The organism is Mesorhizobium sp. AR02, from assembly GCF_024746835.1.
Lineage (GTDB): Bacteria > Pseudomonadota > Alphaproteobacteria > Rhizobiales > Rhizobiaceae > Mesorhizobium.
This window is the reverse complement of sequence record NZ_CP080530.1, coordinates 308,908-331,973: the sequence shown is the minus strand read 5'-3', so window position 1 is coordinate 331,973 and position 23,066 is coordinate 308,908. Positions and strand designations below refer to the sequence as shown.

Here is a 23,066-nt window from a genome sequence, read left to right as displayed (position 1 = left end):
GGGCTATAATCGTTCGAAGCGCGGCCATATACTGGTCGGGATTGTGCACGCTAACTGACAAATTATTCCTCGATCCATGATGGCGGAATTGTTCCAGACTCAGTCCATTATATCCTGACGGACCGCGGGTCATCCCTCCATGGCGGACTTATTTTTACAGTAATTTGTCTCACAGATGACGCAGTGCATATTGCGGTGACTCGATCCAGCATCGCTATTGTTCCGACACGTCACCAATTTTATTGTTTGGCACCTATGGTCATATGCAATCGAAGTCGATAGTCGACGATGAGTTAGCAGCCATAGGCCATAGCGAAACGCACGAACTTTCCGCAAGATTTCTGTAGCTAGGCAGCAAACGGCCCCAAAGAGGGGGTTCGAGAAAGCGTTCGATCTGGAGCCGCTGGTGTTTGTCGCCCGTCGCGTGGTCGAATCCTAAGACGGCACAGTCGGGTTCGATCAGAATTCCAACGGCCAAACTTCGATGCCGTCACGGTCAAATAGCGTAGGTTGTCTGGAAACGTAGGTGACATGAATGAACCCTCTCGAGTTCGCTCCAGATCGCTCAAATATGAATGGGGGCACCGCCAAGGCGAGCCCAGTACTGGTGGAAGGAGTATGGAAACTGGGCAAGTCTCACCTATGACCGAGGACGGCAAGAGTGGCGATCCAGGTGCTGCGCTAAGGGCTAACCCGCTTCGCATCGGAATCTCTACGCGCGCCCTTTTTGACCTGGAGGAGGAGCATCGCGTATTCGAGGAGCATGGCGTCAAGGCTTATGCGGCTATGCAACTCCAACGGGAGGACGTGATCCTCGGCAGGGGTGCGGGCTTTGAAGTAGTCGAGCGGCTACTAGTGTACCGTCGCAGTGATTGTGACGGGTTAGTCTACGCCGAGAATGGGCAGGTCCTGTGGCGGGACGAGCAACTGGATGCTGCGAGCGACACCGGGCTGCTTGTCGATCAAGCCGAGTTGGTTGAGGGTCTTGAGCATCTGATGGACTGACGGTGCGGTGACCCTGAAGTAGCGCTGGAAGTCCGCCTCCGCCGGAGCGCGGCGATTGATCTGCGAATAGGCCCAGATGAAGGCGAGGTACTGGCCTTGTTTGGCGGTGAACCGTACTGTCGGCGCCGGCGTCTTTCGGTCAAGCAATTGATTCATTGTAGATTCACCTAGGCTCTTCCACCAAGAAGGGCTTTGGGAATGAACATACGATATCGGGTCGAACTCAGCCAATCCGAACGAGACGAGCTGCGTGCTTTGGTGAGCGGGGGTAAACTGCCGGTGCGGCGGCTCAAGCGGATGCAGATCCTGCTGGCCGCCGACGCCGGGGTCGCCGACGAGGCCATCGCCATCTCGGTGCAGACCAGCGACTCGACCATCTACCGCACCAAGAAGCGCTTTGTGGAGATCAGCCTGGAGGCCGCCCTCAGTGAAGGGCCGCGTCCGGGGGCGGCTCGCAAACTAAGCGGCAAGCAGGAGGTGCAACTGGTGGCGCTGGCCTGTTCTGATCCGCCGCAGGGATGCGCCCGGTGGACTTTGAAGCTTCTGGCCAACGCCCTGGTCGAAGTGATGGAACACCCGAGCGTCTCACGCGACACCGTCCGCCGGCGGTTGAACGACAACGATCTGAAGCCCTGGCAACAGAAGATGTGGTGCATCGCCAATATCGATGGGGAGTACATCGCCCGCATGGAGGATCTCCTCGATCTCTATGCCGAGCCGCATGATCCCAAGCGACCGGTGGTCTGCTTCGATGAAAGTCCGATCCAGCTCATCGGCGAGGTGCGCGTGCCCATCGTGCCGAAACCCGGAAAGCGATACCGCTACGACTCCGAGTACAAGCGTAACGGCACGGCCAACCTCTTTGTCATGGTCGACGCCAACCGGTCGTGGCGCAGGGTCAAGGTCACCGACCGGCGCGCAAACGAGGACTTCGCCGTCTGCATGCGCGACCTGGTCGACGTGGACTATCCCGGCGCCGACAAGGTCCGCGTCGTGATGGATAACCTATCAACCCACACGGCCTCCGCTGTCTATCAGACCTTTCCAGCAGTCGAGGCGCGTCGGATCTTGCGACGCCTGGAGTTCCACTACACACCCAGGCACGCCAGTTGGCTCAACATCGTCGAGATCGAAATCGGCGTTATGCGCCGCCAATGTCTTGATCGCCGCATCGCTAGCCGCGACCTCCTTGAAACAGAGATCCGGACCTGGGAACGCCGCCGCACCGAAAGTGGCGCCCGCATCCGCTGGATGTTCTCCACACAGCAGGCCCGAGCGAAGATGGCAAAATCCTATCCCACGCCATCTCTCAAAGAGTCATAATCACCGCGACGCGACACTAGCGCTGAACGATCCTGACGCAGTTCCGTACGTTGAAGTGATCCTCTTGTCGCAGAACTCGCCCGACCTCTCCCTCAGGGCCTTCAAATCGATCGATCATTACGAGCTTGTCGTCAAGACGGGCAGTTTTACCAGCGGGCGATCGCTTGCGCCCTTTGTCCCGGCTTGGGGCATCGACCTATTTCTCTCAAATGCGGACGCGGACGTAAAAGGAGCGGTGGACGGCGGAGCAGCAGCTGCACGGCTCGGCTTGGCGCCCAAGGACCGTGCCGAAACGCCTCAGGGCGAGGTCCGGGTCGCGTTCGACGGCGATGCTGTCGTGTTTGGCCCCGAGTCTGACGCCAATCTACAAGGAACAGGGGCTGGACGCCTTCCTAGCTCATGAGACCGCGAATGCGAGCAATCCAATGGCCCGCGGCCCGTTTGGCAATTTTCTTCATAAGCTATCCGCATTGCGCCGGGTTTTTCTTAGTGAGGGCAATGTGAGTAAGGTCCGCATCGCACTTGTCACAGCTCGGAACGCCCCCGCCCACGAACGCGTCATTCGCACGCTGAGAGCATGGGGGACCCCAGCTGACGAGGCACACTTCGTTGGCAGCCGCGACAAGGCACCCATCCTGAAGGCACTCGGTGCTCATATTTTCTTTGACGACCAAGAGAAGCACGTCCTCAGCGCGGCGGCAGTGGTCCCTTCCGGCCATGTTCCCGGACCACATGATCCCGCTACGCCGGTAATCCCGGCCGGTTGACCCTATGGGAACGAGATCGCGTCGCGAGTTGGTGAGCGAACGACTCCGACAGCAGGCGATCTGGGCTTGTGTCGGGCGGAATGGCGGTTTTCGCCTCATGGTCCGTCGTTTCGGTCACCGCTGCCGATGGCCAAAAGCCGACATTGCGGCGAACACTCGCAGCCTCTCGATTGCGCATAGGTCGCCGACACGGGATAAACTCTCTGCCGCCTGACTGCGCGAAGCAGCTCCCCGTCGCGCGATCCTCTGGCGATTGTCTCGTAGAGCCGCTCCGCTCATACGTTCCCAAAAAAGGACCATGATTCTCGTTTCTCGCCAATGTTCTCAACTTGGGCCTAGGCCTTCTCGCGCGGTACGCGATGCTCCTACCGATCTAACCCAAAATCGCCGGGGACATACGAGAGACAAAGTTGCTGGGAAGAGTTACAGGTGAGCGAATGCCGATTCAAAACGAGCAACCCGCATATGCCTATCACCGCGCTAGATCGACTCAGGGGAAACGACGCCTCCCGGTGGAGTCATATCGCCGCCGCCGAACGCCGTAGCGGAGAGCGCTTGGAGGTCTTGGCCCGTATCGCAAACGACCTGCTACCTACCGACGAAGGCAGCTTCGTTGTGTTCGGCTCTCTAGCGCGCGGTGAATATACCGCAGGTAGCGATCTCGACTGGACTGTCCTGATCGACGGGCGCGCCGACTCCTTGCATTTGCAGATCATACACAAGCTTAAGACCGAACTCGAAAAAGCTGGCTTCAAGGTTCCGGGACCAACTGAGGTGTTCGGCGGTCTAATCTTCAGCCATGACCTGGTCCACGCCGTCGGCGGAGACGAAGATACTAACAAGAACATGACCCGGCGTTTACTATTGCTGTTGGAGTCGGCCCCCGTCCATGCTGCGGGAAGCGTCGAGACCCATGCCCGCATCGTGCAGGCTATCCTTAATCGCTACGTCCAGGAGGACGCTAGCTTCATTGGTAGCAACAAGCGTGCTGACAGGATTCCGCGTTTCCTCTTGAACGACGTGGTGCGTTTCTGGCGCACTATGGCAGTCGATTACGCGAACAAGTACCGGGCCCGAGGCGGTCAAAAGTGGGCGCTGCGAAATATAAAGCTACGGATGTCGAGGAAGTTGCTCTTCGTCTCCGGCTTCTTCATGTGCCTATCTTGGGCACTTGAGGACCACGCCCAAAAAAGCGACGATTTCGAGATCCAAGATCTCGTAGATCATCTACTGGCTTGGACCCAACGCTCTCCATTGGTCTCTCTGGCCGGCGTGGTAGAGCGATATGCGCCGGAATTGGCGTCCGACATCTTCGATAGTTACGATTCCTTTCTTGCTGTTCTCGACGATGAGGCCCGTCGGACGAGGCTTGAGAATTTGTCTCCGGACGAAGCGTACGAAGATGAGGTATTCTTGGAAGCGAGGGGCGTGGCGACGAAGTTCGATGACGCACTGACCAAGTTGTTGTTCGAAGCGGACGCCGGCGTTGCCAAGCTGGTAAAAAAGTATGGGGTGTTCTGATGCCGACGATCGGCTTCTCCACGGGAGCAATCGCCCGTGACGATTTCGCGACGGCACTTGATCTGCTGGCACCCACGCGCGCCTCCGCCGTAGAACTCTCCGCGTTGCGAACCGCAGAACTGCAGCCGTTGTTGGCCGCGTTGCCGGGGTTGTTACCCGGGTTGAATAAACGATATCGCTACGTGAGTTTCCACGCTCCCACCAATTTCGACGACGAACGTCCGATGGTTCAGCAACTGAAGACTATCGCGGATATGGGACTGAATGTAGTTGTCCATCCCGATACGATCGGCGACATCCCTATATGGCGGGCGCTAGGGTCGCGTCTCTGTCTGGAAAACATGGATTCTCGCAAACCAGTCGGCCGCACAGCAGAAGAACTACAGCCATTCTTCGACATGCTCCCAGATGCTAAATTGTGCCTGGACATTGCTCACGCCCGCCAAGTCGACTCCTCCATGACCGAAGCGGTGCGTATTCTGCGACGGTTCGGCGGCCGGCTTGCTCAATTCCATGTCAGTGAAATCAACAGCAAAGGTACACATTTTGCGATGTCCTTCGCCGCCAAGCGCGCGTACGAACCCTTCGCAATGGTCTTGTCCCGTACTCCAGTTATCATTGAGTCCATGGTGACGCGGGATGCGATCGTGCGCGAGATAGCCGAGACGGAGAAGCTACTGACCAACCATCGGTATGCCGCCGCCCACACGGCCGATGGCCGGATCAGCCCAATTCAGCCCGCCGAGTGAGCAAATATTGGCGGGCGCGTTGGGATAAACCTGATCGTACGAAACGTGGTGCCGATTTACTTCCGAAATGGCCGCTCTGCGGACCCTCGACACTGGCATCAAGCGAATCACGGTTAAGGCGGGACGTGCTCAATATTTCTGCGCGGGCGCATAGGCCACCGCCGCCAAATCATCCTTCGTATATTTCGACCAGGTCACCGCAAGTCCGCCCGAAAGCTCGCCCAGCCGGACCTTCAGGTTTTGCAAGCATTCGCCCTCATTGAGTACTCGCAGGGTGTCGGCCATAACCAGTGTCGCGGCCAACATACCCACGAAAGGCACAGCGACTGACTTCCCAGCATATCCGATAATGCCACAACGGTCGCGCTTCAGGCGTCGATAGGCAGGGTTTTCTTCAACCGCTTTCAAGATCGCTTCTTCAGCATCTGCTTTCTCGGCGGCCGAAAGCACCGGCCAGATTTCGCCCGCCGCGCGCGCATTCGGCCATGTCCGGAAGCTAATCGAATCGAAGTTAGTCGCGGTGCCGCCGAGCCCGCTATCAACGACACGCCCAAAACTGGCGCCGACGATAAGCTGGCGCGCCTCATTGTTGTCGAAGCCACTGAGCGCAAGTGCTGGTTCGCCATCGAGCCTGCGCGTGTGCTCGTTGAAGCGCCGTTCGACAAGGCGGCTCTTGATGCCGAACCGCTCCAGCCAGTTCGAGCACACCCGAGTCTTAAGCTCGCCGATGTCGCGGCTCCGGAACAGCACACCGGTTTCGGTATTGGCCTTTTCTACCTTGTCGAAGTCCAGCAGATACAGAAGTACATCGGTAGGATCGGCGAAGGGAAGAGTCGCGAGCGCCCACAGATAAGCGTTGCCGAGGTGCCCCAAACCTAGCAACCACGCCTGCTTTGGCAGCGCGGTCACGACTGGCCCGACGGCTTCGGGATTTGCGTGGTCGAGGTCGGGGCGCCACAGCGAAAGACCCACGACGCGTCTTCCAGCCAAAAGGTCGATGCCCGCGAAACCTAGGAAGGTCTCCGAGATGGCTAGGGCGGCAGCGAGAATCGGCGCAAGCGAGCAATGTTCGCGTTCCGCATAGCGACTCAGAACGTGCTGCGGACCCGTTACAGCCGCCCAACCGTCGAACGTCACGCGTGTGGCCGCTCCGTCGTGGGCAGCATTGCCGAAAAGAACAAGCCGACCACCGTCGGTCGGCGTCATGTTGCGCTTTCCAACCTCCGTAGCTAGGGCGAACCCAAGCGTGGCTCTCCCTGGCGCTCCAACCAGGGCCGGCGCGCTCAGGACGGAGTCCGGCGCGTCCACGCGGACAGCGCCCGGAAAGCACCGGGTTGCCAGACGTACCGCGGTCAAGGCAGCCAGTTGAAGCGACCTCGACGCGGCGACATCGTCGCCCAGCTTCATTGTCACCGTGAATCCTCGCCGCCGTGCGAGCACCTTCCCGGGATCATCGCCGTTACGATCTACGAGCAGCTTAGAGATTCGCGAAATGCTTGCCATGTGCGCCCCTACCAAAAGATCAGGCGCAAGCGATCTGATTGACCGCCTCGGTCATGCCGCCGCCACCTGTAGCTGCCCAAATATTCATGTATCCCGACGCCACGCTTTGACCACGGTGCCATGCGCGCGAAGTATGGGAAGATCAGGGCCGTATGGCCGACTTCCGGAATCATGGGATTGCGCTGATCCGTCACACTCTGGCCTGTATTCGCATTGCCGTGGGTGTGGGAGTCGGCGAGCACTTCAAGGCCGCTCTCCCGGCAAATCTTCCAGAGCGCCGCAAGACCGTCGCCGTGGAACATGATGATCCCATTCTGATAAGCGTGCGGGTCCAGTTGGTCGTAGAAAACGACGCGCCCCACGGTTCCCAACTGGCCAGTCCACCGGCCCAGCAGAAACGCGCCGCTCTCACGGCGCCCTTTGCCGCGGAAGCGTAGCCCGAGGACGAGCCACGCCCAGATCCACACGCTGACCCGGATGTGTTTTTCGATCTGTTCACTGGCCGGCATAGTCGTCCCCCGTCAGCAGCAGTTGAAACTCATCGAGGTAGTCGGTGATCGTTTTTCGCTCTGTCCAGGCAAGATGCGCCATCGTGCTGGTCCAATCGGTGTGCGAACTCAAGGTGAAGCGGTCATATGGATGGTAAAAGGCCTTGGACAAACCGGGCTGCCAGTCCGTCCGAAAGACCTTCGCAAAGCGCGATCCCGGTTTTCCCTTTGGGTATTTCGAGGCACCCAGCATGGTCTTTCCGACCGGGTCCCAGAAGGACCCGGTGGGAGAAACCGAGCGATATCCGTCGACATCGATCATGATGTAATAGCGATCCGGCGCACCCGGCCGTTCGGCCGCCTGCAGCCAGAAGCACATATGCGGCCACGACATGCCCTCGGGCAGCACGTCAGCTTCCCCAACGCCCCAACGACCTGCTAGGACGCCGGTGCGAAACCCGGCGTCCTCAAGGTCCATGAGAAATAGCTTCTGATCCGGCGTCATCTCAATCTCACCCCTGAGGCGTTACTTCTTTGATGAGGTCGAACGCCACAGCGCAAACCGGCGCGCTGGTCAGTTCGCCGATATGGGTGTCGCCGCGCGGCTGAGTCGTCGTCCCGGTAATCTGGAGGACGTACTCGGCAGCTGAGGCGGGATCGAGCTTGAACGCCTTACGCACCCATTTCGTCAACGTCGCCACCGTCGTCGACGGCGCGACCTTGCGGTGTTTGGTCTTGGCGCCATAGTGCACCTCGATCTTCACGCGCTTGCAGCGAGTGACGTGGACGTGACGGCGTTTCCCGAGTTCGAGATCCGCCACGGACTTCTTGCGGTCGACGGGCTCGGCCTTGTCCTCGCCGTCCTCGGACTCGAAGTCCTCCAAGACGTCCTCGCTCTCGCCGACGAAAACGAGGCCGTCGGCAAAGTCCTTATCGCCAAGCCCCAGGCGGTCCAGCACATCGGTCAGCTTGTCTGTGTCCTCGACCGAGGCCACGACGGGATTGCGCCCGTTCGCATGTACGAAAATCTCAGATGCCATTTTGGTCTCCTGAAGTCAGCCGCGGATCACGTCGACATCGCCAGAACTACGGCCGATACCATAATTCGTCAATAGCAAACATTTTTAATGTCCGTTTTACAAACCTTGTTTGCGACATTGACAATCTCGCCGCCCGAGAGGTAGAACAAGACATGAACCATGACTGGGTCTATCCAGAAATCGGCGGATTGATTCGCCAGCGGCGCAAACAACTGAAGCTCACGCAGGAACAGCTTGCGCCGCAGGTCGGACTTTCCAGAACGTCGCTTGCCAACATCGAGGGCGGCAAGCAGAAGGTGCTGGTCCATCAGCTTTTCGCTTTCGCATCCGCGCTTGGCATCGAACCGGCAGACCTGCTGCCGAGACCTGCCCGTCATGTCGCCGCCGCCGACGAGGTCAAATTCTCGACGAAGCTTCCGGCGCATCAGCGCGCTCAACTCGCGCAATTGCTAATGGACGAACCAACAACTGCAAAAGGGGGAGAGACCGTTGCCAAGCAGGCTAAGCGCTGACCAACCAGAGAAGATGGCCGCATCCGTACTGCAGCGTTTCAAGTTAGGAGAAACTGCGCCCATACCCGTCGACAGAATTGCCAAGGGCCTCGGCGCCGTCGTGCGCTACTCTGCGCTCGATAATGAGCTGTCGGGCATGATCTTCATTAAGGACGGCACGCCGATCATCGGCGTCAATGCCCTGCATCATATCAACCGTCAGCGCTTCACCATCGCTCACGAATGCGGCCACTTGGAGCTGCATCGCGACCTGCTTTCCAACGAGGTGCACGTGGACAAGGATTTTTCCGTGCCGGTGCTGCTCAACCGCGACAACCAATCATCGCTCGGTACAGAGCCCATTGAAGTTCAAGCGAACCGCTTCGCGGCGGCGCTGCTTGTTCCTCTGCCACTTCTCCAGAAGATTCTTCATGGTCGGCTGGCGTCTGCCGATATCGATGACGAAAGCCCGCTGGATGAGCTGGCACGAAAATTCCGCGTCAGTAAATCGATGATGGAGTACCGACTGAAGAGTGTATCCGCAACGAAGTGAGGGCGGCATGGCATTCGTGTTCTACGACACCGAGACGACCGGCACGAACTGGCCTTACGATCAGATTCTACAGTTTGCTGCCGTCAGGACCGATGCCGATCTGCAGCCGCTTCAGGAAGCCCAATTCCAGAGTCGCATGCTGCCCCACGTCGTACCCAGCCCGGAGGCCATGAAGGTAAACGGGCTGACGCCGGCGCAACTGGTCAACCCGGCGCTGCCTTCGCACTACGAGATGGTCCGCGCCATCCAGGCGACCATGCGCACATGGGGCCCATCGATGTTCATGGGCTTCAACAATATAGGCTTCGACGAGAATTTCCTGCGCGCGGCATTCTATAAAACGCTGCATCGACCATATCTCACCGTCATGGACGGAAATTCCCGCTCCGACATCCTCAAGGTTGCACGCGCCGCTCACCTGATTTCGCCTGGGGCCTTGCGCGTCACCTACAGCGATTACGACACGCCATTGTTCAACCTAGGTGAGCTTGCACGCGCCAATGGCTTCAATCACCCAAATGCCCATGATGCCAGGGCCGACATCGACGCGACCCTTCACCTCGCACGCATCCTGATGAACGAGGCGCCTGACGTCTGGAACAACTTCATGCGTTTCGCTCAGAAATCAACCGTCCTACAATATGTCCTCGATGAGCCCATCTTCGGCATGGCTGAGTTCTACAAGGGCAGGGCATATAGTTGGCTTGTCACGCGGATTGGCGTTTCGACTACCGACAAAAATGTTCACTACGCCTACGATCTTCAGTTCGATCCTGACTACTTGGCCGCCCTCGACGATGATGAACTGACTGACCGACTGGCCAACATGCCCCGTCCGATCAAGAAGCTAAAAGTCAACGGGTGCCCCGTGATCTTCGGGGTCGAGGATGCCCCATCTGGAACCGAAGCGCGTTTTCTGGACGACGCAGAACTTGAACGCCGCGTACGACGATTGCGGGATGATCCGGTGCTCACGGGCCGGCTGGTCGCCGCGCGCGAAGCGTCGCTGCCGGTCTACCCGCCTTCGGCCCATGTCGAGCAGCAGATTTTTGATACATTCACCGGCGACAACGACCTCGCAGTGCTCGAACAGTTTCACGCGGCGCCGTGGGGCCAGCGGCAGGCCATTCTTTCGAGCATCCGGGATGGGCGCCTGCGCGTTTTAGGCGAAGAACTGGTCTATCTGGAAAGTCCCGGCGTGCTCACCAACGACCAACGCGCCCATCACGCGGAGAAGCATCGGCGGCGTGTTCTCGGGTTGGACGGGATGGAGCCTTGGCTGACGATCCCAGCAGCAGTAGAGTTAGCCGAGTCCATGCTTGCCCTGGCAAGCACAGCCGATCAGGCGCATCTACAGATGCATAGGGCACATCTTGTAACTTGGCACGATCGCCTAGCTTCTGTACCAGCGTGATGCTCTGCCTGAACTATTGATCCTCTGAAGATCGCCGTCTGGTGCCCGGCTCTGACATAAGCGGGCGAGGTCCGTCGTCCGCTTTGGGCCAATCCAAGCCCCATGTACATCGAATTGAACGTCCGGAATTCGCGCACTTGTGCAGATGCTGCCAGGCTGCTTTCCGGCCAAACAAGACGCCCATTGTCTGGAGCCCAGCGTCGCCAGTTGGCTCCCAGCCGTAAATCTGCGAGGTGTCGTTTACGGGCCAGCAGCTTCCGTCAGCGCGCCCTCGAATCGGGGTACAGGATTTCGACCACACGGGTTAGTTTCTCCTCCTGTGCTCCGGCAAATGATCGATGCTGAGCGCAGGTTATGCAACTTCATACTTCGTATGATTTCCCAGTGCGTTGGTGGCGATCGGGGGCAAGTCCTTGGCGCTGATTCTCTCCACCATTGTGACCAATGTCATCAAGTGATCGCTCAGGAACGTGTCGAACTTTGCCAATGCCGGTTGCGCCAGTCGAGCAGCAAGTTCTTCTCCGTCTGGCGCCGGCGAACCAGCTATGTCCTGCAGAGTCTCTATGGCTTTCTCGGCCTGGCATTCCTGAAGCTCAATGGCATGACCGAAATGCGATGCTTTGAACTCGCGGGACAGCAGCGCAAGGGTTAGGGTCTGCAGTTTCCTGGTTCCGACCCAAGGGAAAATCAGGACCCCTTCCCCGTGCGCTACGATTGAACGGCGATCCAGCTGCAGGTCCAGGAAAGAACCGCGCGCCTCATCCAGCAGGCGGTTGGCGGCAGGATCGAGATAGGGGTAGGCCTCATCGGATGCGAGAACCGCGCGCATCGTTGCCACCACGTGATCGTGGATGGCCGCCCCCTTGCCACTAAAGTGCGGTGGCTTTCCAGCCCGTGTCGACTTGACCATGATGATACGGGCGCGATCGTCGATTTCGATGACTCGCCAACGGCGCCCGGCAAAAATGATGGTTTCGCCACGTGCCACCGGAGAGCTCAGCGGATAGGTGCCGAGCGTGCGTGCATCGTGAATGATCCGATACTCCCGTTCAGTGGCGAAGACGGCGTAGAATTCGTGCGATTCCGTGATCTTTTCCCCGGTCTCGGCGACCATGAGCAAGCCTTCCGGGGACTGCTCTATCAACTGGTTTTCAGGTGTGGCCATGCACCGAAGCAATTCGGCGAACAGCGTCCTGTCAACAGCTCGGAAGGGGCCGCGCTCGCACAACAGCTTCCAGGCGACCGTCGGACTTACGCCGCCGGTCTGCACGATCAGCGCCATCACTTGATGGAGCAGCGTTGAGAGATGCAGCCCAGCTGGCATTGGCGGCTCACACCATCCCGCTCGCAGGCACTCGACCATCGCGATCGACTGAACCAGATCCAGACGAAGCCGGTCGATTGGGTGTCGTCCCTTGCCAATGGGAGCCTCGATGACGAACATACGCAGCGTTGCGGGCTTTCCGGCCCTGCGGCCGGATCGGCCGAGGCGCTGGCGAAGTGACGCGACCGAAAAACCCGGCCCGATCTGCGCGATTGTCTCAACCTCGCCAATGTCGATTCCGAGTTCCAGGGTGGTGGTCGCGACCGCCGTGGTCGGCCGCGGATCGTCCCGAAGCCGCGCTTCGACCTCCTCGCGCATCGCCCTAGCGAGATTGCCATGATGCGGGAAGAACTCATTTGGAAAGCTCGCTTCGTCGCACATCGAACGCAGCATGTCAGCATAGACCTCGACATTGGCGCGAGATCCGGCAAACAGCAGATTGCTCTGGCCGCGCAGCAGACGAAACAAGTCGGACGCCAGCGCTGCGGGGACAGTCGATTGTTCGAATGGTTCGGTCGGCTTTCCCACCGGATCGCTATCGTCTGTGGTAACCGTGAGATCGCCAGGAGCGGTGCCGTCCAGTAGATAACCCCGGATCTGCAAACGGACCCCGTTTCCCTCGTCCCTGCCTTCCACAATCGTGACACTGGCGCCCTTGCCGGGCCGCAGTGCCTCGGCAGCGAGGCTCATGTCGCCAAGTGTTGCTGAAAGCCCAATTCGATCGATGCTGTCTCGCGCGGTCGCCACCTCGATTCTGTTGAGGATCGACTGCAGCTGCATGCCACGCTCTGTACCGATGAAGGCATGCAACTCATCGATGACCACCGCATCGAGGCGCGAAAACATCTGCGCAACCTCCCCGCCCCTACGGACGAGCAACGCCTCAAGTGATTCCGGAGTGATCAGCACGACACCGGACGGTCGTTTTCGTGCTCGCGTTTTGGCGTCCGCCGACACGTCGCCATGCCACTTGTGCAGGAGCACGCCGCTGCCTTCGCACAGGCTTTCCAGCCGCCGGTGCTGATCGTTGATCAACGCCTTCAACGGGCTCACATAGAGGATGGCGAAGCCATCGGCGCTGCCTGCGTGCTCGGCATACCGGGTCAACAACGGCAGGAAGGCGGCTTCGGTCTTGCCGGCGGCAGTGCGTGCGGAGATTACGACATCGCCGCCCGCGAGGATGACCGGGATAGCTTTTTCCTGGACATCCCGTAGCGACGGCCATTTCCGCTGCCATATCCAGCGCCTGACCGGCTCGGAAAGCGTGTCAAATGCGGAGGGTTGCAAGCTCGTCGTCCGCTCCCCCTTCGACGTCGTCGATGGGCAGGTCGCCTGCACCGCCTCGATCTTCCGCGACGTCCACTGCGCCGAGCATGTCTTTCCAATCTGTGCCGGGGTTTTGCTGGAGGATCGCGAGCAGATCGACGAAGGCTTTCACCGTGTTGCGCGGGGTCCGAAAATAGGCCTCGCCGATCCGGTTGGCGCAATGGTCCATGAAGGCGTGGAGTGCGGCGTCTGGCACGAGCCATTTCTCCTGATCGCCGGCGGCGAAGACGTCGCGTAGCCGCTCCAGGAGATGGTAGAGTTCCTCCGGCGTCAAGTTCGGCAGATTGACCACCGGTCCGGAATAGTCGGCCAGGCCATTGCCGGCAAAACTGTTCCCTGCAAGGCGGGATTGCAAGGCCTCGTAGGAGTAAAGGCCGCGCCGCGTGTCGAGCAGAAATTCTGGTGTGCCGCCCAGAATGAAGCCGATGCCCTGCGTCGTGCCCTGCAGGACATCGTTGAAGACGCGCAGGATCTGCTCGTAGTTCTGTTTGCGGGCCTGGGCACTCTGCAGCTTGTAGAGATTGACGAGTTCGTCGAGGCAGACCAACAGGCCGCCGAAGCCAGCCAGTCTTGTGAAGCGAGCGAGCAATCTCAGGCCATCGTAGAAGGACGCGTCGTCGATGATGGTACGCACGCCCAGATCGCCTCGCGCCTCTGTCTTGGTCGTATATTCGCCGCGCAACCAACGCAGCGCGGCGTCCTGCAAATTGCTGTTTCCTTCCTCGTAACCCCGCGCATAGGCAACGATGACAGTTGCGAAATCATAGCCACCGACCATCTCGCGAAGATCGACAAGGCCTTCCTTGATGGCGTTTTCAATAGTCGTCCCGCTTGAGGACGCGCGTTCCGACGCCTTTTGTATGTAGCTTTCCAGGATATTTCTAAGCGCCCCTCCGTCTGGAGAGGTACGGGTCGCAAGACTGGTGGCGAGCTCGGCATAGAGCGTACGCGCCTGCCCGCCGGTGGCGTGGATGCGGCGATCCGGAGAAAGGTCGGCCTGGCAGACGGCAAGCTTGCGCTGAAGTGCAATTTGCCTGATGAGAAACAGGAAAAAGGTCTTGCCGGCACCATAGGCGCCGATGACGAGACGGATACTCGACCCGCCGTTGCTGATCCGCTCGATGTCCTGGATCAGCGCTTCGATCTCGCGCTGGCGCCCCACCTGAATATGCTGGAGACCGATGCGCGGCACGACACCGGCGCGCAAGGCGCTAATAATGGTGTCTCGATCTCTCGGTTTGATCGGCGGGGGTTTTGTCGTCATGCTGACATTCCTTCGACGGATACGGTAAGCGACGGAGGTTGGGGAGTAGCTTCGGAAAACAGGCTGGGGTTGACGATGACAGGGTCCTCGCCATCCAGGACGAGTTCGTCAAAGCGGTCGAGCGACCAATCGTTTAGTGCTTGCTTCGCCGCGCCCGGCATCAGGTCGGCATTGCGCACCAAACGCTCAAAATCCGAAGCCGTCCAGGTTTCCTGCTCGATCAGTTGCGACAGAAGCCACGCATAGCGTCGCTCCAGTCCATCGAAGCGCGCATCCCCATTGGACGTCTCGATTTCTTCGATCGCGGGCTGAAGCTCGATCGGCGGCTCTGCTTCGTCCACGAAGATATCGGCAAGGACGCTGAAGGTGCTGCGGGTTTCGCGTCGGATCGCTTCGAGACGCGAGATGTCGACGCGCGTCGCAGGCGCGCCAGCGGACGCCGGCGACACCGGAATGCCGGGCGGTTGAATCCCGGCGGGGATAACCAGGGGAAGATCGTCATTTCCGTCGCGCGGCCTGTTCTGCGGCGCGACACTGCCATGCAGTCGCGAATACAGCGAGTTTTCGTCCAGACCCATCTGCCGGAACAGCTTCTCGAGCTGCGACACTTCTCGCGCGTGAAGGGTTCCGTCTGCGGCTGCTACAGCCACCAATTCATCGGCGAGATCTTCGCGGCGGTCCGCTGGCACGTCCCCTATGCGTTTGGTCCAGTCCACAACGCGGCCGGCATCGGCCGCGCAGACCTTGAGCTCGGCTTTGAGGCGGACACGTTCGTCCCTAGACAGACCGGGCGCCTTGTCTATCTTCTCGAAAAGCCTGCGTTCCTCCAGGGGGTGGAGGAGACCGTCGGCGAACGCAATCACCATGCCGAGCATGATTGACAGTTGCATGGGGCGGTAGTGCTGGCCCAGTTCGGGATCGGCTTCAGCTTCGCGCTCCAGGGCAAAGACCATTGCCAGTGCGTCTGGCTTTGCGGACTTCAGAGAAAAGCAAGGGTCGGCGGTGTTGCCATAGCCGAGGGCGGCCAGAATTCCCGACAGTTCCTTCTGCTTGGCCCGCGTGGCAATTTTGCCAGGCTCCATCCCGGCCAGTTGGGCGAGTTGCTGAATGGATACCAGGGCACCATTGCTCACCAGTTCCCGGAGCCGGCTCAACGGCTGACCAGGAAGCTCTTCCGCATTCTTCACGCGCAAACCCAAAGGCAGCTGAGCCACGGCGGCAAGGGTAGGCCTCAGTCCTACCGAACGGCCGAGCATGCGGCTGTAGTCGTCCAGCCGATCGGTGCAGTCATCAAAGATGCGGCGTGCGGCGCCTATCGGTTCGCTGCGATTGGTGATGTCCGGCAGGTCGCCGCCAAAGGGGCGAAGTTCAAGATCGAACGTCCCGCTGCACGCACGGTAGTTGACCCTCAGTTTTCGCACTCCGGCTGCCGCAACGCGCACGCCATTGGGATATTTCTTCTCCACCGCTTCTGCGAACAGTTCTCGCAATACAGTCTGTGCCCGTCGCGCCGGCGTTCGCACCCGCGTCTCAGGATCGGCGATGACGTAAGCCAGCAAAAGATCTGGCTCTATCGCGTCTCCGCTGCGCACCCGCATCCCGAGGGCAACCTTCAGCATTATCGGGATGTCGTAGCTATTTTCCTCGACCTCCAGATGAAGCTTTTCCGGCAACTGAGCCGATTTGAGCTGGTAAGCCGAAAGCAGCTCACCGGCATAGCGCTTGAACGAACCATTCCCTCCGTACACCTGCAACAGCCTACGAACCTCGGCAACGACACCATCGGCGTCGGCTGGGCTTTCCTCCAACATGAGGCGTCGTTCGAGACCGTAGAAATTGAGGAACACGTATCCGATATAGGCGTCGGGATCGGAGCGCGATCCAGCAAGCCAGTCCAGATAGGATTTTCGCGCCCCGGGCGAAATGCGGGAGTAAGACGGCCAGTAGCCCATCGTTTGACCCAGCGGATCGCCGCGAGCGGCCACGGTCAACCTCGGATCGATCAGACAGTTCTCCGCGTCGACTGAACTTCCCTGTCTCGGCAGATGCTCACCTACATAAATCATGCCCCCGCGAATGTTATGGCTTCCGACCGTCGTTTCGGAATTAGCCGGAATCCATTGCGCCTGGCTCGCGGCGGGGCTCGCTCGCACTGGGGGTAGCCGGTCGAACCAGCGCGGCTGGTCCGACACGGCCGTGTTAGGAACAAGAATAGGGCCGCGCTGCGGAATGAAATCCGAAACCTGAGCATTATGCGATGCGAGCGATCCTTCGATTGTTGGCGCTGCGGGGGCGACCTTGGTGTCCTCAATGCTTTGCCAACCCGCTGCTGCGGGAGCGGCTGAAGGATTAGGCGCTGGTTCGGGCGGTCTAAAGGCTCCGCGTTGTCTGATGAAGTCGTGGACAGCTTTATTATGTGCCGCAACAGAAGTCGCAATATCTGATGGTAAGGTTTGTTTCTGTTCGACCGGTTGTTTTCTAACTGCAATATTGGCTGGAACGATCACATCGTTCCGAACCAAGAGGTGCCTGTTGCTTCTGGCCGATTGGTCGAGACTGCTATCAAGTTGGCTGCCCTTGCTTTCGGAACCCGACGGCTGCGTCTGATCCGTTGCGGCCGTAGGTAGAATGAGAACAGGATCGCGGCTTCGAATGGATTCCGCTATCTGAGCAATATGCGATGCGAGCGATCCGTCGCTTGTTGTCGTTACCGGGGTGACCTTGGTAGCCTCTAAGCTTTCCCAACTCGGTTTTGCAGGAGGTGCCGGCAGCCTGGCTGAAGGATTGGCCCCCGATTTTGGCCGTCTGATTGCTCCTCTCTGACGGATGAAATCGTGGACAGCGGCGTTGTGTGCTGCGATTGAAGCCGCAATGTTCGGCGACAGGATCGGCGTTTGTTCGACTGGCTGCCTTCTATCAGCAATGCTGGCTGGCACCACGCGATCGTTCGGAATACGCAGGCGGTGCCTGCTACTTCTGATCGACCGGTCGAGACCGTGATCAGGTTCGCTGCTCTTACTTCCGGACCGTGCTGGAACCGGGTCCGCGCCCGGTTTTCTTCGCCGTCTCCGCAAGAAGAAGAACGCGGTTGCGACCGCTAGCAGGCCCAAATAGATCAAACGCGGTGTGGGGGTGGTTGGCGCCTCGCCGACCTTATTGGGCTCGGGCTCCAAACGATCGGATTTGGCTGACGCCCCCTCAGTGTGCGCCGCCAAAGGCGGCGCCTGGTGGACATCGCCATCAGCTTGCCGGGCTTCACCGTGACCTGTCTGTGGAGTTGTCTTCGTTGGAACACCAGGCTTCTTTAAGAGCGACGGGGGCGAGTGCGTGGCTATGGGCGTCAACGGGCCACGCGTCACCTGGGGTTGCGGAAAAAGTGCGGCTGACGTCGCTTCGTCCAAAGTACCGGTCTGAGGAAGATTGTTCGCTTTCTGGAAAGCCTTGAGCGCACTGATGGACCGACGTCCCCAAATTCCATCCGCGGTCCCGAGATCGTACCCATGGTCGGCAAGCGCTTGTTGAATCTGCCGAGCGGAATGTTGAGATTCCTGTGAAGTTGCGGGGTCTGTGACGCTCAATGCTGTCGCCAAGGCGACCATCACAGTCCAAGAAAATGGCAACCTCATCCCTTTTGCCCCGCCGTCCCAGTTTAAGCATAGCTGGGATGAGTTCTTTTGAGAACTCGCGCTAACACATTTCCTCTGAATGAGGGGACGTTCAACAGCAGAAACTGCCGATCTCCTTTGATTGCACTCTTCCCCCTCGAACTCGTCCTCGTTCAGCACGGACAGGATCTCCATTCACAATAGCCGATCTGCGATGACAACGATGGGCCCTAAGGGAGGCCCAAACGAGGCCGGCCTGAATTTCGACCCATGTCCGAAATATGCCGCAAATTTCGGACAATGCGCCACCTGTCGGGCTGCCCACTGCTTATCCCCGATCAATCTCTTGATCAGGTACAAGCAGACGTAGCGGTCGTTCCGTCGTCTGTGTCCAGCTATTCGTCGGTCTCGACTTCAACGGCCTCCTGGAGGCCGGCAAAGTCCGGCATGATATCGCCCGCCAACAGCTTCTCCTTCGACAGCAGTCCGGCATCCTCGAGCGCTTCGAAATCCGGGAGGTCGCGCAGCGTGTCGAGCCCGAACTCCAGCAGGAATTCTTTTGTCGTAACGTAGGTGTAGGGCGCGCCCGGTGTTGGGCTGCGCGGGCCCGAAGCGATCAGCTTCGCGCCGCGAAGATGGCCGATCAGGTCGCGCGAAATCTCCTTGCCGAAGAACGACGACAGTTCTCCGCGGGTGATCGGTTGGAAGTAGCCGATGCACATCAGCACCAGCACGTCCGACTGCGTCAGCTCTGCCGCGCGCTCGTTACCGCCGACCGCGGCGCGGATGGCATCGGCATAGGCCGGCCGAGTCAGGTGCTTCCAGCCACCGGCAACGGCGACCACGTCGTAAGGGCGGCCACGCAGCTCCTCGCGAATGTCATCGATCAAAAGGTCAACGCTGCAGCTTTTCCCGACGATCCGCGCCAGTGTCTCGCGGCCGACCGGCTCGCTGGCGGCAAAAATCGTCGCCTCGACCCGATGCATCCATTCGCGCCAGCGCGCCTCCGGCGGCAGGTGATCCAGCTCCCGGTCAAACAGCTGGTCAGCTGATCGCCGTTCGCCTGATCGACGGTCATCTGACCGGCTCCCTCCTCGTCTGCGCGCTGCCTCCGCCATCGTCGTCAGAGTCCGTAGATGCGGAAGGTTGGCCGGCCGGACAGCTCGCGCACGGCGCCGAGCTCAACCAGCCGGTCGAACAGGCGGCGCAATCCGCGATCGCTCATGCCAGCGATCTTTTCGGATGCGACGATCGCGTCGTCGGACAAGAGCTTTTCGACAACAGCGTCCGCCGCCTTGGCCCTGAGTTTCGGGGCAACGGCAAGCAGTTTTGCCGCGCGACGCTCGAGCTCGGCGGAAAGATCAATGGCGCGCAGCGCAGCCCGCGCCTGCGCGGCAAGCAGACTTTTGGCACGCTCAGGATCTGTATCAATGCCTGTCGCTACAGAGCTGGCTGCCGATCGACGCGGGCGAGCGCTTGTGCCCAAGGCTGCCTCGGCGCCCAGCAGCGGCACCGCGTGTACCCAACCCAGCCGCTGCGCAAGCAGGGCGTCGGCGAGCCAGGCTCCAAGAGTGCGCCCAAAGCCGTGGCGTTCGGCGGTCGCTATGGCGCCGGTCATCATTCCCACCGTCGCGTCACTGGCGGCGAGTTGGCGAAGATCGTCCGTCAGGTTGCTGACCACCTCGTCGTCGCCGGCGTAGCCGAACTCCTCCAGCACCGCGACAAGGCTCTTCTCCTTCAGCAGGTTTTCCGCCGGCCGGGCTGCCAGCCGGCGCCAGCCGAGCAGCAAAAGCCCGGCGGGACCGACGGACAAAAAATCGCCCGGTCGCGTGAGCAGCACGGCGTCGCGCAGCGCGCCTTCATCCTCGACACGGCCGGCCTGCTTCGCCGTTGCCGCGGCGGCCGAAAGCGCCAGGCGCTGCCGCCAGGCGCCGGCCCACCGCTCTTGCCGGCGGACTATAGCATCGAGCGTGCCGATGGCGGCGCCGGCGACGAGCGCCACGTCCTCAACATCTTTTCCCGCAAGGCGTTGCGCATCCGGGATGGCCCGGCGCAGCCAGGCCGGCACCGTTGCCATCGGCGCGGTCGAAGGGGCGCCGGCAAGCGTGGCGTGGTGGCGAGGAGAGGGTTTGGGACGCAGAATCATCGAAAGCACGATGAATCATGGCGGCGCTTTTGGCAACAGAAATGGACAAAAAGCGCTGTGCCTGTCGCACAATAAAAACGAACGATAATGTTGCATTATCGTTCATTATTGACATCTCTGCCGACCACAGGTAGAAACTGACGCAAAGGTAGACTTTTGGAGCCTGTCGTGTCCCTCAATATCAAAAATCCGGCAACCGTCGCGCTGGCCGACGAGCTCGCGCGCCGCCAGGGTATCAGCAAGACGGCGGCTATTCATCAGGCCTTGAGCGAGCGCCTGCATCGCATGGGTTTCGGTGACACTGCGCAGGAGCGCCTGCTCGCGGAGCTGCGCTCAATCCGGGAGAGACTGGCGCGGTTGCCTGAACGGGATAATCGCACTGACGAGGAGATCATCGGCTACGACGAACACGGAATTCCCAACTGATGGTGATCGACACTTCAGCCATTGTGGCGATCCTGCGTAGCGAACCCGAGGCAGCAAGGCTTGAACAAGCCCTTGTCTCCGATCCAATCCGTCTGGTTCCGGCGACTTGTGTGCTCGAAGCACGCATGGTGCTGGTCAGCAGGCGCGGCGAACACGCATTGGCGGAGATCGATCTCTGGCTTCACAAGATCGGGGCCAACATCATTCCCGTTGATTCCGAATTGGTTGATCTGGCCACCCAAGCTTGGCTCTCCTACGGCAAGGGCCGTCATCCTGCCGCCTTGAACTTTGCCGATTGCTTCTCCTACGCTTTGGCAAAGCGTGCCGATGAGCCGCTGCTTTTCATCGGCAAGGACTTCTCCCAGACGGATATCGAGGCGGCATAAGGATGGCTGACGAAGGTCAAGTTTCAGCAGCTACTTCCGAAGAGAGCGATCTTCCCGACATCATCGATGTGGTCATGGAGATGGGACGCGCACCGGAGGAACCGTCAACCGAAGCCCCCTCCCCACCCCTTCCGGCCGTCGCCAATCCCCGCCTGCCGGCACATCTCGACGCGCTCGCCGAGCGCGCTCGCGATTACGTCGAGGCGGCAAGCTCAGCCAACACCCGGCGCGCCTACGCCGCCGACTGGAAGCATTTTTGCGCCTGGGCGCGCCGCCAGCATCTCGATGTGTTGCCGCCCGATCCGCAGCTCGTCGGCCTTTCCATTACGGCCTGCGCGTCCGGTAAGGTAACGGGCGATAAGAAGCCGAACGCCGTTTCGACAATCGAGCGACGTCTCTCTTCGCTGACCTGGAATTTTTCTCAGCGTGGCCAGCCGCTGGACAGAAAGGACCGGCATATCGCCACCGTGCTGGCCGGCATTCGCAACAGCCACGCCTCCCCGCCCCGGCAGAAAGAAGCCATTCTGCCGGAAGACCTGATCGCCATGCTCGAGACCCTTGACCGCGGCGCGCTGCGCGGCCTGCGCGACCGCGCCATGCTGCTTCTGGGCTTCGCCGGCGGGCTGCGGCGCTCGGAAATCGTCGGCCTGGACTTTTCGCGCGATCAGACCGAGGAGTCTTCGGGTTGGGTCGAGATTTTGGACAAAGGAATTTTGGTCAACATACGCGGCAAAACTGGCTGGCGCGAGGTGGAGATCGGCCGCGGTTCCGCGGATGCCACATGTCCGGTAGTCGCTCTGCAGACCTGGCTGAAACTGGCGCGGATTGGCCATGGCCCTTTGTTTCGGCGCGTCACCGGTCAAGGCAAGGCCGTTGGCGCCGAGCGCCTCAACCCCCAGGAGGTCGCGCGGCTGGTCAAGCGCGCTGCACTGGCTGCCGGTGTTCGCGGCGACCTGGCCGAAGGGGAGCGTGGGGCAAAATTCTCGGGGCATTCGCTGCGCGCCGGCCTTGCCTCCTCGGCCGAGGTCGATGAGCGCTATGTGCAGAAACAACTCGGCCATGCCTCCGCCGAAATGACCCGCCGCTATCAGCGCCGGCGCGACCGTTTTCGTGTTAATCTCACCAAGGCATCAGGACTGTAAACGGCGATAAAACCCCTCCCCTGCCCAATTTTCAGTGAGGCGCCGCGGCGGTTTGAATTTCCTCGGCAGACTTGTCGATTGACAGAGCCCGCAAGACGGCTTCGGGCTCTTTCTCCATGATCCGACGCAAGGTTCGAGCAGCACCACTGGGTTGCCGCTTTCCTTGCTCCCATTTTTTGTAGCCGGAAGGACTTGTACCGTGCACAGTCGCCATTTCATCCTGAGTGAGGTCAAGCTGCTTGCGGATTGCCTTCGCATCAACTGTGCCGACATCAACAGCGCTCACGCGAACGCCGGGAACATTCTTGCCCTGCGCATGAGCCAATGCTTCAGACATGGCCTGGATCAGATCCGCACCGAATTTCGTCATCTCGCTCATGTCCTGCTCCTGTTTGCAGCCTTGATCGCCTTTGCAAATGCTGCAACCGCCTTAGCCTCTTCCGGCTTCAAATCCGTCTTTTCGTTCTTGCCGTCGGCCAAAAGGGCATAAATCGGGGCATCGTCACTGTACCAATAGCAGATCCCCCGCGCTCCGCCCCGCTATGTACAGAAGCAGTTCGGCCACATGTCGACAAATTGGTATTCTATCGACA

At 59.9% G+C, this 23,066-nt stretch carries 22 protein-coding genes and 1 pseudogene; 12 read left to right on the top strand and 11 right to left on the bottom strand.

Annotated elements, in window-relative coordinates; genetic code table 11:
• Nucleotides 1-531: 531 nt before the first annotated feature.
• Nucleotides 532-801 (top strand): annotated as a pseudogene (locus tag DBIPINDM_RS43425) (5'-nucleotidase); the annotation flags it as partial.
• Nucleotides 802-882: 81 nt separating this feature from the next.
• Here the strand turns inward: DBIPINDM_RS43425 and DBIPINDM_RS01435 are convergent.
• A complete protein-coding gene (locus tag DBIPINDM_RS01435) occupies nt 883-1,161 on the bottom strand; it encodes a LexA family protein (protein ID WP_258581105.1) in 279 nt (92 codons plus the stop codon).
• 42 nt (nt 1,162-1,203) lie between these two features.
• Between DBIPINDM_RS01435 and DBIPINDM_RS01430 the strand changes: the two genes are divergently transcribed.
• From DBIPINDM_RS01430 to DBIPINDM_RS01410, 5 genes are all read left to right on the top strand, one after another.
• Nucleotides 1,204-2,328, top strand: a complete 1,125-nt coding sequence (locus DBIPINDM_RS01430) for an IS630 family transposase (RefSeq protein WP_258580779.1) — start codon at nt 1,204-1,206, stop codon at nt 2,326-2,328.
• 64 nt (nt 2,329-2,392) lie between these two features.
• On the top strand, nt 2,393-2,731 hold the full coding sequence (locus DBIPINDM_RS01425) for a 5'-nucleotidase (protein WP_258581104.1): 339 nt from the start codon (nt 2,393-2,395) through the stop codon (nt 2,729-2,731).
• Complete coding sequence (locus DBIPINDM_RS01420; protein ID WP_258581103.1) at nt 2,658-3,095, top strand: 5'-nucleotidase; 438 nt, start codon at nt 2,658-2,660, stop codon at nt 3,093-3,095. Before DBIPINDM_RS01425 ends, DBIPINDM_RS01420 begins: the two co-directional genes overlap by 74 nt.
• A gap of 564 nt (nt 3,096-3,659) precedes the next feature.
• Nucleotides 3,660-4,616: a nucleotidyltransferase domain-containing protein gene (locus DBIPINDM_RS01415; protein ID WP_258581102.1), complete on the top strand. Its 957-nt coding sequence runs from the start codon at nt 3,660-3,662 to the stop codon at nt 4,614-4,616.
• Nucleotides 4,616-5,365 carry a sugar phosphate isomerase/epimerase gene (locus tag DBIPINDM_RS01410; protein WP_258581101.1) on the top strand — a complete coding sequence of 250 codons (750 nt, stop codon included), beginning with the start codon at nt 4,616-4,618 and terminating at the stop codon, nt 5,363-5,365. The genes DBIPINDM_RS01415 and DBIPINDM_RS01410 overlap by 1 nt, the downstream gene beginning before the upstream one ends.
• Before the next feature lie 129 nt (nt 5,366-5,494).
• On the opposite strand, the gene DBIPINDM_RS01405 is transcribed toward DBIPINDM_RS01410, so the two are convergent.
• The 4 genes from DBIPINDM_RS01405 to DBIPINDM_RS01390 all read right to left on the bottom strand — a co-directional run bounded on the left by DBIPINDM_RS01405 (nt 5,495) and on the right by DBIPINDM_RS01390 (nt 8,396).
• Nucleotides 5,495-6,571 (bottom strand): ThiF family adenylyltransferase, encoded by a 1,077-nt coding sequence (locus DBIPINDM_RS01405; protein ID WP_258581100.1) that lies wholly within the window; start codon nt 6,569-6,571, stop codon nt 5,495-5,497.
• Nucleotides 6,572-6,876: 305 nt separating this feature from the next.
• Complete coding sequence (locus DBIPINDM_RS01400) at nt 6,877-7,377, bottom strand: hypothetical protein (protein ID WP_258581099.1); 501 nt, start codon at nt 7,375-7,377, stop codon at nt 6,877-6,879.
• Nucleotides 7,364-7,861: a hypothetical protein gene (locus DBIPINDM_RS01395; protein ID WP_258581098.1), complete on the bottom strand. Its 498-nt coding sequence runs from the start codon at nt 7,859-7,861 to the stop codon at nt 7,364-7,366. The genes DBIPINDM_RS01400 and DBIPINDM_RS01395 overlap by 14 nt, the downstream gene beginning before the upstream one ends.
• Before the next feature lie 7 nt (nt 7,862-7,868).
• Nucleotides 7,869-8,396, bottom strand: a complete 528-nt coding sequence (locus tag DBIPINDM_RS01390) for a hypothetical protein (RefSeq protein ID WP_258581097.1) — start codon at nt 8,394-8,396, stop codon at nt 7,869-7,871.
• Between the two features lie 152 nt (nt 8,397-8,548).
• On the opposite strand from DBIPINDM_RS01390, the gene DBIPINDM_RS01385 reads away from it, so the two are divergent.
• The 3 genes from DBIPINDM_RS01385 to DBIPINDM_RS01375 are packed head-to-tail and all read left to right on the top strand — an operon-like array spanning nt 8,549 to nt 10,854.
• Nucleotides 8,549-8,908 carry a helix-turn-helix domain-containing protein gene (locus DBIPINDM_RS01385; protein ID WP_258581096.1) on the top strand — a complete coding sequence of 120 codons (360 nt, stop codon included), beginning with the start codon at nt 8,549-8,551 and terminating at the stop codon, nt 8,906-8,908.
• A gap of 13 nt (nt 8,909-8,921) precedes the next feature.
• Entirely contained in the window at nt 8,922-9,440 is a 519-nt protein-coding gene (locus tag DBIPINDM_RS01380) for an ImmA/IrrE family metallo-endopeptidase (protein WP_258581095.1), read from the top strand.
• A 7-nt stretch (nt 9,441-9,447) separates the two neighbouring features.
• Nucleotides 9,448-10,854 (top strand): exonuclease domain-containing protein, encoded by a 1,407-nt coding sequence (locus tag DBIPINDM_RS01375; protein ID WP_258581094.1) that lies wholly within the window; start codon nt 9,448-9,450, stop codon nt 10,852-10,854.
• A 352-nt stretch (nt 10,855-11,206) separates the two neighbouring features.
• Here the strand turns inward: DBIPINDM_RS01375 and DBIPINDM_RS01370 are convergent, their stop codons facing one another.
• The 5 genes from DBIPINDM_RS01370 to DBIPINDM_RS01350 form a co-directional block, all read right to left on the bottom strand.
• Complete coding sequence (locus DBIPINDM_RS01370) at nt 11,207-13,465, bottom strand: DEAD/DEAH box helicase (protein WP_258581093.1); 2,259 nt, start codon at nt 13,463-13,465, stop codon at nt 11,207-11,209.
• Nucleotides 13,446-14,768, bottom strand: coding sequence for an ATP-binding protein (locus DBIPINDM_RS01365; protein WP_258581092.1), 1,323 nt, complete (start codon nt 14,766-14,768; stop codon nt 13,446-13,448). The genes DBIPINDM_RS01370 and DBIPINDM_RS01365 overlap by 20 nt, the downstream gene beginning before the upstream one ends.
• On the bottom strand, nt 14,765-18,568 hold the full coding sequence (locus tag DBIPINDM_RS01360) for a TerB N-terminal domain-containing protein (protein ID WP_258581091.1): 3,804 nt from the start codon (nt 18,566-18,568) through the stop codon (nt 14,765-14,767). The genes DBIPINDM_RS01365 and DBIPINDM_RS01360 overlap by 4 nt, the downstream gene beginning before the upstream one ends.
• Nucleotides 18,569-18,768: 200 nt before the next feature.
• Nucleotides 18,769-19,491 (bottom strand): SMC-Scp complex subunit ScpB, encoded by a 723-nt coding sequence (scpB, locus tag DBIPINDM_RS01355; protein ID WP_258581090.1) that lies wholly within the window; start codon nt 19,489-19,491, stop codon nt 18,769-18,771.
• Between the two features lie 5 nt (nt 19,492-19,496).
• Entirely contained in the window at nt 19,497-20,519 is a 1,023-nt protein-coding gene (locus tag DBIPINDM_RS01350) for a DUF1403 family protein (protein WP_258581240.1), read from the bottom strand.
• A gap of 168 nt (nt 20,520-20,687) precedes the next feature.
• On the opposite strand from DBIPINDM_RS01350, the gene DBIPINDM_RS01345 reads away from it, so the two are divergent.
• From DBIPINDM_RS01345 to DBIPINDM_RS01335, 3 genes are read left to right on the top strand one after another with little or no spacing between them, the layout of a single operon-like run.
• Nucleotides 20,688-20,945, top strand: coding sequence for a type II toxin-antitoxin system VapB family antitoxin (locus tag DBIPINDM_RS01345; protein ID WP_258581089.1), 258 nt, complete (start codon nt 20,688-20,690; stop codon nt 20,943-20,945).
• Nucleotides 20,945-21,331 carry a type II toxin-antitoxin system VapC family toxin gene (locus DBIPINDM_RS01340; RefSeq protein WP_258581088.1) on the top strand — a complete coding sequence of 129 codons (387 nt, stop codon included), beginning with the start codon at nt 20,945-20,947 and terminating at the stop codon, nt 21,329-21,331. The genes DBIPINDM_RS01345 and DBIPINDM_RS01340 overlap by 1 nt, the downstream gene beginning before the upstream one ends.
• Before the next feature lie 2 nt (nt 21,332-21,333).
• On the top strand, nt 21,334-22,473 hold the full coding sequence (locus DBIPINDM_RS01335) for a site-specific integrase (protein ID WP_258581087.1): 1,140 nt from the start codon (nt 21,334-21,336) through the stop codon (nt 22,471-22,473).
• 31 nt (nt 22,474-22,504) lie between these two features.
• Here the strand turns inward: DBIPINDM_RS01335 and DBIPINDM_RS01330 are convergent, their stop codons facing one another.
• Nucleotides 22,505-22,852 (bottom strand): helix-turn-helix domain-containing protein, encoded by a 348-nt coding sequence (locus tag DBIPINDM_RS01330; RefSeq protein ID WP_258581086.1) that lies wholly within the window; start codon nt 22,850-22,852, stop codon nt 22,505-22,507.
• Nucleotides 22,853-23,066: the final 214 nt, after the last annotated feature.